At 36.8% G+C, this 11828-nt stretch carries 9 protein-coding genes; 6 read left to right on the forward strand and 3 right to left on the reverse strand.

Annotation, left to right across the window (positions count from 1 at the left end):
- Positions 1–363 precede the first annotated feature (363 nt).
- The gene (locus tag EHR01_RS06915) at positions 364–3885 is read left to right on the forward strand and encodes a nitrate reductase (RefSeq protein WP_135694184.1); all 3522 of its coding nucleotides are present in this window, start codon (positions 364–366) and stop codon (positions 3883–3885) included.
- A gap of 127 nt (positions 3886–4012) precedes the next feature.
- The gene (locus EHR01_RS06920; RefSeq protein WP_244310008.1) at positions 4013–5134 is read left to right on the forward strand and encodes a PepSY-associated TM helix domain-containing protein; all 1122 of its coding nucleotides are present in this window, start codon (positions 4013–4015) and stop codon (positions 5132–5134) included.
- Between the two features lie 8 nt (positions 5135–5142).
- Here EHR01_RS06920 and EHR01_RS06925 read toward each other — a convergent pair whose 3' ends face one another.
- The gene (locus EHR01_RS06925) at positions 5143–5706 is read right to left on the reverse strand and encodes an LIC_11695 family lipoprotein (RefSeq protein WP_135693975.1); all 564 of its coding nucleotides are present in this window, start codon (positions 5704–5706) and stop codon (positions 5143–5145) included.
- Between the two features lie 16 nt (positions 5707–5722).
- Positions 5723–8122 carry a TonB-dependent receptor gene (locus EHR01_RS06930; RefSeq protein ID WP_135693976.1) on the reverse strand — a complete coding sequence of 800 codons (2400 nt, stop codon included), beginning with the start codon at positions 8120–8122 and terminating at the stop codon, positions 5723–5725.
- 130 nt (positions 8123–8252) lie between these two features.
- On the opposite strand from EHR01_RS06930, the gene EHR01_RS06935 reads away from it, so the two are divergent.
- Complete coding sequence (locus EHR01_RS06935) at positions 8253–8684, forward strand: DoxX family protein (RefSeq protein WP_135693977.1); 432 nt, start codon at positions 8253–8255, stop codon at positions 8682–8684.
- A gap of 66 nt (positions 8685–8750) precedes the next feature.
- Here the strand turns inward: EHR01_RS06935 and EHR01_RS06940 are convergent, their stop codons facing one another.
- On the reverse strand, positions 8751–9161 hold the full coding sequence (locus tag EHR01_RS06940; protein ID WP_135693978.1) for a CoA-binding protein: 411 nt from the start codon (positions 9159–9161) through the stop codon (positions 8751–8753).
- 89 nt (positions 9162–9250) lie between these two features.
- Between EHR01_RS06940 and EHR01_RS06945 the strand changes: the two genes are divergently transcribed.
- The 3 genes from EHR01_RS06945 (at position 9251) to EHR01_RS06955 (ending at position 11810) form a co-directional block, all read left to right on the forward strand.
- Positions 9251–10441, forward strand: coding sequence for a hypothetical protein (locus EHR01_RS06945; protein WP_244310009.1), 1191 nt, complete (start codon positions 9251–9253; stop codon positions 10439–10441).
- A 15-nt stretch (positions 10442–10456) separates the two neighbouring features.
- Positions 10457–11179: a flagellin family protein gene (locus EHR01_RS06950; protein ID WP_135693979.1), complete on the forward strand. Its 723-nt coding sequence runs from the start codon at positions 10457–10459 to the stop codon at positions 11177–11179.
- 85 nt (positions 11180–11264) lie between these two features.
- Positions 11265–11810 (forward strand): DUF4334 domain-containing protein, encoded by a 546-nt coding sequence (locus tag EHR01_RS06955; RefSeq protein WP_135693980.1) that lies wholly within the window; start codon positions 11265–11267, stop codon positions 11808–11810.
- Positions 11811–11828 lie beyond the last annotated feature (18 nt).

Consider the following 11828-nt stretch of genomic DNA (forward strand, 5'->3'; position numbering starts at 1 on the left):
ATATGCACGAAGTGTACCTAAGAGAGGCAGCTAGTTTAAAAATCCGACTGATCAGAGGTCGAACTTAGGGAATTCAGAGGGGTAAAGCAGGAAAATAGGAAAATACTTTCCGATTCTAAGGAAATCGACGCCATTTTGAAACCGTGTTCCCAAGGTAAGTGAGTTTCCTTTTCGAATGGCTCTCTTCTTTTTCATTAGAATCTAATGAAAATGTACGTTTTATATGCAGAATGTTGATTCAAAATTTTGATTCACTAGAATTCCCGATTTCAATCTGAGATGAATGAGTTCAAATTCCTATTGGAATAAGCATTTTTATGAATTATTCAGCAATTGGCATAGTTATTGCTGATTGTTCTTGTGATGACAAGAGAATCCTATCCATCGACTTGCTCCTACTGCGGAGTAGGCTGCGGAGTTACCGTACATAAAACGAGTCCCACTGAGATTTTAATCGAAGGGGATACGGAACATCCTGCGAATAAAGGACTTTTGTGTTCAAAAGGAATGAACTTACATTATACAGTGATGGATAAAACGGATCGGGTTCTTTATCCATTTCATAGAAAAGATAGAAATAATCAATTATCAAAAGTTAGCTGGGATTTCGCTTTATCAGGAATTGCAGACCAGTTTAAAAAATTCATTCAAACTTATGGACCGGATTCTGTTGGGTTTTATGTGTCTGGCCAACTCCTGACTGAAGAATATTATATTATTAACAAACTCATTAAAGGGTTTATTGGTAGTAACAATATTGATACGAACTCTAGACTCTGTATGAGTTCTGCCGTAGTCGGCTATAAAATGGCATTGGGGGAAGATAGTGTCCCCATTACTTATGAAGATATTGAGTTAGCAGATTGTTTTCTAATTGCTGGTGCTAATCCAGCTTGGTGTCATCCCATTTTATTTCGTAGGATTGAAGCACATAAAAAAAATCATCCAGAAATAAAGATCATAGTCGTTGATCCAAGAAGAACTGATACTTGTGAAGATGCTGATTTACATTTACAAATTCATCCAGGAACCGATATTTTTCTCTTTCATGCCATCGCAAAAATTCTTATCGATAACAATTGGATTGATTCTGAGTTTATTCAATCGCATACAGAAGGGATGGATGATTTAAAGATTCTATTATCTGAATTTGATGTAGAATCAGCAGCAGAAACCTGTGGAATTCCTGTCAGTGACATTCATTTGGCAGCATCTTATATTGGTAAGGCGAAAGGTTTTTTGTCACTTTGGGCGATGGGATTAAACCAAAGTGTTGTAGGTGTCAATAAAAACTTAGCTCTTATCAATTTGTCTCTTCTCACAGGAAAAATTGGGAAACCTGGAAGTGGTCCGTTTTCTTTGACGGGACAACCAAATGCTATGGGGGGTCGGGAAGTTGGTGGACTATGCAATCTATTACCTGCGCACCGAGATTTAAGTAACGCAGATCACAGGGAAGAAGTGGCAAAGTTTTGGGGAGTAGAAACCGAAGTCATTCAAAGTAAACCTGGGTTTACTGCTGTGGAAATGTTTGAAAATCTTAGAACAGGAAAGATGAAGGCAGTTTGGATCATTTGTACAAACCCAACAACGAGTTTGCCTGATGCGCGAATAGTTGAACAAGGGTTACGTGCTGCTGAACTTGTTGTTGTTCAAGATATATCTATGAATTCTGCTGCAATTCCTTTTGCAGATTATGTTCTTCCAGCTGCTGGATGGTCAGAAAAACAAGGAACCATGACAAATTCGGATCGTCGGGTTACTTATCTTTCAAAAATCTTAGAACCACCAGGTGAAGCGTTAGCTGATACTTTTATCATTAAAAAATTTGCTGAAAAAATGGGGTTTGGATCTTATTTTAGTTACCAAACAGAAGAAGATGTTTTTTTAGAGCATTGTGCTTTAACTAAAAATACAAAAATTGATATCAGTGGACTGGACTATACGATTTTAAAAGAAAAACGTTCTGTGCAGTGGCCATATCCTCATAAAGATCACGGTGGAACTCCACGTTTATTTTCTGATCATATTTTTTATCGAGCGAATGGAAAAGCAAAGATCTTCAATGTTTCGCCAGAAGATACTTCCGAAAAAACTTCCGAATTGTTTCCGTTTATTTTAACAACAGGAAGAATTCGTGACCAGTGGCATACCATGACAAGGACTGGAAAAGTTCAAAAACTGATGGAACACAAACCGGAACCTTATCTGGAGATCCATCCAGAAGATGCAAAACGAATCACACTCGAAGATGGCGCCATTGCAGAAGTTTCAAATGAAAGAGGTCTTGTCCGAGTTCGAACTAAAATCACAGATACGATCAAACAAGGAACTGTTTTTTTACCAATGCATTGGGGTAAAAAAAATAAAAACGACGAATCAAGGGCAAACAACCTAACAAATAAAGACTATGATCCATTTTCCAAACAACCTGGGTTTAAAATTTCTGCGGTCCAAGTAAAACCTTATACAAAAGAAAAAGAAAAAATTCTGATCATTGGTGGTGGGAACAGTACTTATGCCTTTATAAAAAATTATAAAGAATTAGTTCCAGATGATGAAATCACCGTTATTTGTAAGGAAGAAAATCCGCTTTATAATCGAATCCTCCTTCCTGATTTTATCAGCGGTGAAAAAGAATTCCAAGAACTCTCTAGTGCCAATTCAGAGGAAGTAATCTCTTGGAATATCAATTTGCACACTTCAACATCGGTCACAGAAATTTTGCCAGAAGCAAAGATTGTGAAAGACTCGTTCGGAAATTCTTTTTCGTATAACAAACTGATTTTGGCGACTGGAAGTTCTCCTCAGATTCCGAAATACATTGCGCAAGATATGGTCGGAGTATTTAGTTTAAGAGCTAAAAATGATGCAGATCGAATCAAAGGTTTTTTTGTTCCCGATTCCCATGCGTTGATTGTTGGTGGTGGTCTTCTTGGTTTGGAACTGGCAGCTGCATTAAAATCATTGAATGTAAAAGTAACAGTTCTTGTTAGAACAGATCGGTTGATGTCCAAACAATTAGATTCTATTGCTTGTGATATCCTAAAAGAAGAAATTCAAAAACGAGAAATTGAAGTATTGTTTAATTCTGAAATTTCCAAAGTGAATGGATTTGGACGAGTCACCAATGTTGAATTGAAAGATGGTCGTAAACTTTATCCAGATGGAATTGTTTATGCGATGGGAACCAGTCCAAATTTACATTTAGCAAAAGGATTAGGATTTGAGTTGGGAGAAGGGATAAAAGTAAACGAATTTTTACAGACAAGTGATCCTGATATTTATGCCATTGGGGAAGTTGCCGAACATACAAGCGGTGTGTATGGGACAGTTCTTGCGGCCGAAGAACAGGCAAAGATTGCCGCCTTACATATATTTGGTTATAAATATAAAACTTATTCTGGTTCCTTACATTCCAATTTATTAAAAATTCCTGGGCTTGAATTAGTGTCTTTAAAACTTCCAGGTGTTTCTTTTGAAAATCTTTCCGATGAATATGAAGAAATAGTTTTTTTAGATCGAAAACGAAGACGTTATAAAAAATGTATTGTGAAAGGTGACAAATTAGTTGGTGCCATTCTTATCGGTGACAAAGCAGAGTTTGTTGAATATAAAACCTTAATTTCCAGTGGCGTTGAACTTGGTGAAAAACGAGGAAAACTTCTTTCTGCTGGGACAGTCACCAAACCGCCGAAAGGTGCATTGGTTTGTTCATGTAACAGTGTGGGGCGGGGCAATATTGAAGATGAAATTAAAAATGGAGCCAACAATTTAGAAGCCATCATGACAAATACGGGAGCAGGGACTGGCTGCGGGAGCTGTCGTCCTGAAGTCAACCAAATCATCAAACAAATGTTAGAGCATACCAAAACTACCGTTTGATCCAAATCACAGACGGTTTTTAGGTTCGTTTTTTTTTGCCAACCAGTCGGACGTAAACAAAAAGCAACGGGAGATTGCTTCAGGATTTCGTGAAGAATTACTTGAAAATGAGACCTATTCTCATTTTATGGGTGTATCTGCGACTCGGAGTTTTCTTTTGAAAGCAAAAACTTGGTATCAATTGCATATGGTCCTTGGAATTTTTGGGGCTAGTTTCCTTCTGGTTTTGGGAGTGACGGGTTCGCTTTTGGTTTATGGAAAAGAACTCCAAGCGTTCACAGGTTTACTGTCCATTGAGGTAAAAATAGAACGATTGCCATTTGATCTTCTATACAAACGATTGTTAGAGCAGGTACCTGATGGAAGTGTTGCTGGTTGGTTAGTCTCCGATACCAAAGACCAAGCGGACCAGGTTTGGTTTCATAATTTAGAAATTCCTAGTAAAGAATCAGTTTATTTGATCAATCCATATGATGGCAATATTACCGGAGAATTAAAAGAAAATCGAAGTGATAGTTTATATGGATTCCTTCTTGTTTTGCATTATAGCCTTTTTCTTGGAGGAGTAGGGTATTTTTTTACTGGTTGTATTGCACTTGTTTATTTGTTTTTGGCTATTAGTGGAATCAAACTTTATAAACGGTTTTGGTTAAGTCTTTTGCAACTTCGTTTAAGAGAAAGTATGCAGATTCTATTCTCCGATTTACACAAGTTTGTTGGAATAAATGCAGTGTGGTTCCATTTGATTTTGGCGATTACCGGCGGATGGTGGAGCCTAAGGGACACTTTGATCATCAGTCATCCAGAGGAAAAAGTAGTTCATCATCTTTGGTCATCGGAAAATTCTATTCATCAGTTATTGGAAGAGACAAAAAAACAAATACCAGGTTTTCGATTAGGATATATATCTTTCCCTCATCATTCAAAAGAGGAACCAATTGGATTTTATGGAAATCGTTTTGATTCGTCTGGATTAGAAAGTCGCTATGGTTCATATGTTCGTTATGATGTGAATTCCAAACAAATATTTGATCAAGTGGATATGTCGAAAGAGAGTTTGGGAAACAAAGTATTGGATTCTTTTCGTCCCTTACATTTTGGAACATTTGCCAACCATTTAAGTAAAATGATATGGGTAGTAGGTGGACTGACACCGGCGATACTTGCGATTAGTGGAATTAGTATTTTCTACATTAAAAGAAAGAATAGAAGAAGAACTCAAAAAAAACTTTTGAGTTCTTCTGTTTAATATTTATATTATTGCCAACATTTACTTGGATCGTAACATACATAAGTGCCTTTGAATCTTTCACAAGCTTCTTTTGCACTTTTTAAATCAGTGACTCCATAGTAAGCATTTGCTGGAATTAGGTATTTATGTTCCCCTTCTGTTGTATAAGCATAAGGGATTAGGTCATTGATTCCGTCCACACCGTCATAATGACAAGCAGCTATTTTATTGGTAATTGCACACGGTCCATTGAGTCGTTCTACAACAATCTGAATTCCAATGGCATTTCCAATGGTTGCATACGTTTGTTCCATGTTTAGTTCCCATTCAGCTTTTTTCTCAAGATAAGCGGTGGAATACTCTCTACAAAATAAATGTGGACCATCCTTGATGCTGAACCTATGGCTATAAGCAACATTTAGTCCTAGTCTTTGGGCTTCACTCATACTATTTGCATTGATTTGTTGAATCGCTAACATGGAAACCAGATCGTCACTGGTAACTTTGTCTTGGGGATCAAACAAATCGCATTGGAATACAAAGAGTCCAGCTGTGATGAGGGTGAGAAGGGTTTTTATTTTTGTTTTCATTGGTTTCTCCAGAAATTTAAATTTTATAAGTTAACATAAATCCGTAAGTTTTTGGTGCACCTGGTACAGCTTGAAAAGTCCCATCAATATAAGATGTGAAGTAATAGCGGTCATTGATATTGTTCATATAAAGATAAGCGGAAATTGTATCTGTTTCGTATCCAATTCTTGAATTGATTACATAGTATGGGTCACTATACACAGTGTTATCTGCTGCAAAATACATCTGACCGACTGCTTGGAATTCACCACGAAAGAAAATTCCATATTCGTTTCTATATTGGAGATAACTGACAATGTCATATTTTGGAATGAAGTGGACCCATTTGCCATTGAAGTCTCGGTTGAGAACGGAATCATGAAACTTGTTGAAAATTCCTTCTGTATAACCTGCTGAAAGGCCTATTTTGGTATCTTTTTGAGGTTTAATAAATGATTCTAATTCATAACCTCTGATCGTAACTAACTCTGCATTAAGGTTGATATATTGAGATAAGTTGATGGCACGGACTACATGGAAGTCTTGAGTTTCCGTATAGAACTGAGTATACTTTAATCCAAACTTTCCCTTAAAGAATTCTGATTTGATTCCAGCTTCGATTGTATCGTTAATCTCGGGTTTGAAAGCAGCTCTGTTTGGAACATTTACTACAGTGCTATAACCGGCGTTTTTATATCCACGACTAAAGCCGATAAAAAACATAAGATTGTCAATGGGTTTGTAATCAAAAATCAACCGAGAGACATTGTAATTGTATCGATTGTTAATCGTATATGGATCTGATAACACAAGAGTTTCTCCCAATGGATTGTTGGCTCGGGAAATTCCAACTGCTTGTTCTGTATGGGAAAGGCGGCTCTCTTGTCTTTCTAACCTGGCTCCTAGTGTGATGGTGAATTTTTCAGCAAAAGTATAACTATTATGAGTATAAAAACTTACGTTTTTATCATGAAGTCTTGATAAATTTTTCTCTCTTGTTGGTGCACTAAGCCCAGGAAAATCATTAATTACATAAACTTGAGATCTATGTTCTCTTGCTTGGTCTATGTTTGTAATTTTGTTTGAAGCATAAATCCCGGCTTTGAATTGTAAAGGGTCGTGTTTATCTTTTGATTCAAAGTAGATGTCATTAAGAAAGGTTGTGGCTTTTTCTACATAGATGGATCTGTTTTGGTCTGTTGTTGTGAAATCTGAATCCGCAGTGATTGGATCAATATCCATCTTTCGAATTGCTGATGCAGTTTTTAAATTTGTATGTGGGAGTTTGGTGGTTGTTGCTAATGAATAAGTGTTCCCAGTAACGTTACTTTTTCCTTCATAATCCCAATATACTTTTCTGTCTCCATTCACTCTATTGATATAAGTTCCATATAACTTTGAACAGTTGGATGGCATGGCTACACAACCTTGTAATAAGGCTTTTTCTCTTTCTGATTTTGCTCCTAAATAGTTAACTAGGTTTAAAGATCCATCATCAAAACTTTCCGCACTGATTTGTAAATCGGCTTCAAAAATATCGTTTGGAGTAAAATACAAACGAAAACGTCCTGCTTTTCCCTTCCGTCCATCGGGATGTGTTTTGTAGATTTCAACAGGGAGTTCATAGGGACGATTGTTAGGATAATAAAATCCAGTTATGTTGGAAAGGTATCCCTCACGTTCTGTACTTTTTCCTGCTATTCCGAAAAAAAGTTTATCATGAATGATTGGAGCATTATAGTAGATGGATGTTTCTTGTTTTTTATAATTTCCAGCATCATAAGTAATTTTACCTTCAGGAACGTTCGTTGGTTTTTTTGTCCTGATCTCAACAACACCGCCTTGAAAATTCTTTCCAAATAGAGTTGCTTGGCTGCCACGGTATACTTCTATATTTTCAAGACCATATAACTCCGTGTTAAGTGCTACGTTATCATTCAAAGGAATCCCATCTAAGATCAGTCCTACTGCTGGCTCACTAAAGGCGATACTCCTCATACCCCGAATATTAAAATAAGTAAAGTTACGTGATCCAGAATCGATGATGGAAAAATTGGGAACCTGTTTGTCGATATCATTGGTTCGGTTGATTCCTGCATCTTGGATGTCTTGTTCGTTTAAACGACTAATGCTATTGGGTGTTCGAAGGATTTCGCGATCTCTTTGGTCTTTTTTGCCGGTGACACGGATTCCTCCCTCCATCGGTTTGGAAGTTGGGTTAGGTGCAGAATCTGTTCCTCCGGTTCCCGTTCCGGTTTGGGTTTTAGAATTTTTCTCTTGGTTTTGCGCAGCAAGGGGGGCAGTCCATAAGACAGAGAAGATCAAAAAGGAAGCAGGGACTAGGGCTCTTTGGAAAAGGATGGTGCGAAAAAGAGAAAGAATTGGCTTTCTAATGGAATTTTTTATATGAGATCGATTCTCAAAAAGGAAAGTCATACGGCCATTGCCTCAGATAGACCGTCCCATGTCGATTAATAATTGAGATAAAGACTCAATCTCATATATTTGGGATTTCCCTAGAATCTTTCGATCGGACAATTGGATTGTTTCGGGAGTCTAAGGCTCTATGAGTGAAACAAATCCAATCAAAAGAAATATTTTTCAGACAGTCTTAAGAATCCTCTTAGGTGCATTTTTGGTTTTTGCTGGAGCAGGCCACCTAACTTGGCATAGAACAGAATTTCTGGCGCAGGTGCCTACTTGGTTACCAATCAATGCTGATTTGGTTGTTCTTTTATCAGGTGTTGTGGAAATTGTTTTGGGATTGTCCCTTATTTTTCTTCGCAGCAAACAAGCGCAAGTTGGTTGGGTTGTCGCTTTGTTTTTTGTTTTAATCTTTCCGGGAAATATTTCACAGTATGTGAATGGAATTAGCGCTTTTGGTTTGGATACCGACAGGGCTCGTTTGATTCGTTTGTTTTTCCAGCCGGTATTGGTTTTATGGGCTATTTGGAGTTGTGGATCTTGGGTCGACTTCCAAACGAAAAGAAAAAACTAAGTTTTTCTTTTCTAAGGATATGGATTTTGAAAATACTCAGTAGAGTTTTTTTAATCTGTACCTTGATTAAAAATAATTTCTGTGTTCTATGATAAGGCATCGATTGGAGACAACGCGGATGCCTGCTTCTTCTGCTTTCTTTTCAGCCTCTGGGTGTGATATTCCCAATTGAAGCCAAATCACTTCGGTTCCACCTAAATTTAAGATTTCATCAATCACTTCTGGAATTTTATCGGAGCTACGAAACACATCGATAAACTTACGATCTTCTTTTGGTACATCTTTTAAACTTTTATAGATAATAAATCCACCTACACTATGTTCCTTGGGATAGGTACCAACTACTCCCCAACCTTTGTCTCTGATGTAAACCGGGACATAATGGCTTGGTTTAGAAGGATCGTTACTGAGTCCGTAAACAGCAATCTTCGGATACGATGTGAGGAGGGATTTTATTTCAGAATCAGCTACGTTCATAGAGGATAGTTTAACATAAGAAATTAAAATTGCAAGTGTGGGGAGAGATAAGATTTTAATTTAATCAATGGAGACGGTTGCAATAATACTTGCAGTGGTTCTTAATTGGATTAAGATTTGTATCCTTACCGATGATGTTACGAATTGAATTTCTTAAAAGAATCTCTTTGACGGCAATCTTGGTGGCTACGGTCAACAAGACAGAAGGAAATGAAGCAAAGAAAGATTCTAATGGAAGCAAAGGTCTTTTGGAAATTCCTTTGTATCCCATGTCTGCTGCCGATGAGGTTCTTTTGTCCATTACGAACAAAATCTACCAACCTAGCATGGAGTTTGATTCCTTTTTAGTTTTGTTTTCATCGGAATTAAATAGTCTCTATCCATATGATGAAAAAGCAAAAACCCTAACCTACAAAGATTTGTATTTTGCGTCCATAAGATGTGAAATCGTATTCTGCTTTGTAGGTGTGATTGTAAAACTTTGGCAAAATCTTTGTCTCCAGTTTGGACTCGAAGGTTATGGCAAGAATGAATTTGAATCCGACTCCGCAAAAATTCAAGATTGGATCATTTCACTTGGAAATCAATTTAAGATAGGTGATACCTCACATTTTTTTCTAAAAACAAAAGAAGATTTGGACTGGGTAGCATCGAAGGTAAATACTTCTCTTCCCTGGTTTGGAACTATAAAAACAGAGACCATACAGTTTTTTCCTTTGTCCCTAGAAATGCATAGTGTTTGGAAGGAGGCAGCAGCATTCAAAGATCCATTTGAATTTAACCAAAACATTGTCTCTGAAGTGTTACGAATATTGACTTTGTTAGGTTACCGTGTGAATGCGAACCAAGCCAGATGGCATCAGTATGCCGTTAGATTCTATTATCTAGATTTTGTCGAAAAAGAATTTGAAAGGAAACAAAACAAAAAAAATCCAGAGAGTCAAAATGGAAACTCAAAGAGTTTGTTTTCCGTTCGTGATGTTTCTTTGGAGTCTGCCATTCGTACAATCCAAGAAAGAGCCTTTCATATGCAAAGTGGAGTGTATCATGAGATGGATCGGCAAAACCAACAAATGGTGGTTTCTTCACTCATTCACGTGATGGATCAAATTTCGGAAAGTGTAGATGGAAATAAAGAAATAACAAAGAAGTTGCGTTTGGTTCATCAATATGGCGGAATCATTTCTGTCTCAACGGCAGCTAGTGCACGAGATTCCCTTCCTGTTATAGAAGATGCATTGTTACAATTACAAAAAGAACGACGATTACACTTCCCATGAGGCATTGATGAATTTATGAAATTGCCAAAGAACCCTTATCAATCTTCTGATTCAGAAAGAGAAACGATCATTCAAAAACAAATTCATACCCTTCGAAAAGAAATAACAGATTGGGTTTCTCGCGATTCATCTTTAAATCAAAACAAAAAAGAAATTATACTTCGAACCAATACGAGTGCGATTTTTTTTGAACATTTTGTTTTGAAACGAACAGAAGTAAGTGCCATCGATTCTAAGTTAAAGTTCATTTCTTTAAGCTCGGAAAGATTAGAAAAATTGTATGAACTCCAGCCAACACGAACTACCTTTCAGAAACAAACATTTATGATTCGGAAGGCAATCGTGTATTTGGATACTATGCATTTGATTGCACAAAGGTTGTCCTCCATTGCGAAATCAAAGGATATTGGCGAACGTAAAGATTTGCATTTAGAAGTAACCACATTGATTGATGAGGTCGACCGAATTGCTTCATTAGCTGAATACAATAATTTCCGTTTGTTTGAAGGCGACTTTGCAAAGAATTCGAGAGTGGCATCTTTGTGGTTCATCAACGAAAAAAATGGTGAACTCTTTCGGGTTTATCTTGCCACAATGACTGCTAGGTCTCTTGGATTGACTTCTTCTAATGGAAATCCAATGACGTTGTCGAGTCCTGTTTTGTTTCAAAAAAAAATGGATGAAGCCATCAGTAAAATCACCGAAGAACGAAACCGAATGCAATCTGTTCTTAATTGAAAACTGAAAAATAGAAATTTGTATCAGTATATCTATTTCCTAGGAGTCTCATGTTTAAAAGATTGTCTTAGGTAAAAAAATAGTTATGAATACTCTTGAAAAAAAATTCAATGAAATGCGCAGTAAAAAGAACAATTCGACTAGTGATTCGTTTGCGTTATTTGATGCATTACAACCAGTTTCTATAGAAGATACAATTGGTCGGTGGCATGGGTCCGGTTTTCATACTGCTCATACAATGGATGGAGCTTTGGAGACTTTTAATTGGTACGGAAAAGAATTTGTTGATGCTGATAATGTTCATCCACTTGTATTTCAATCCTTTGGAAAAACCTTATTCAAAGTGAACCCATCGCTTATGCCCGTGAGACTAGCAACGCTAGTTCCATCAACTCGCTTATGGCCTTTGAAATATTTGTTTTTAATGGTTCGTTTTTTATTTCAAACCTCAAAATCAAAGGCACGCGTCAGGCAAATTGAGTTTCGCGGACAACTTACAGCTGCAATGATCTATGATAATTTACCAATTCATGATGTATTTAAAAAGGTAAATCAGGATACTTTGTTTGGTTGTATGGATTATAAAGGAATGAAACAACCTTTCTTTTTTGTATTAGAAAGAGATAAATAAAAATATTCCCCTTGTTCC

Source organism: Leptospira mtsangambouensis, from assembly GCF_004770475.1.
Lineage (GTDB): Bacteria > Spirochaetota > Leptospiria > Leptospirales > Leptospiraceae > Leptospira_A > Leptospira_A mtsangambouensis.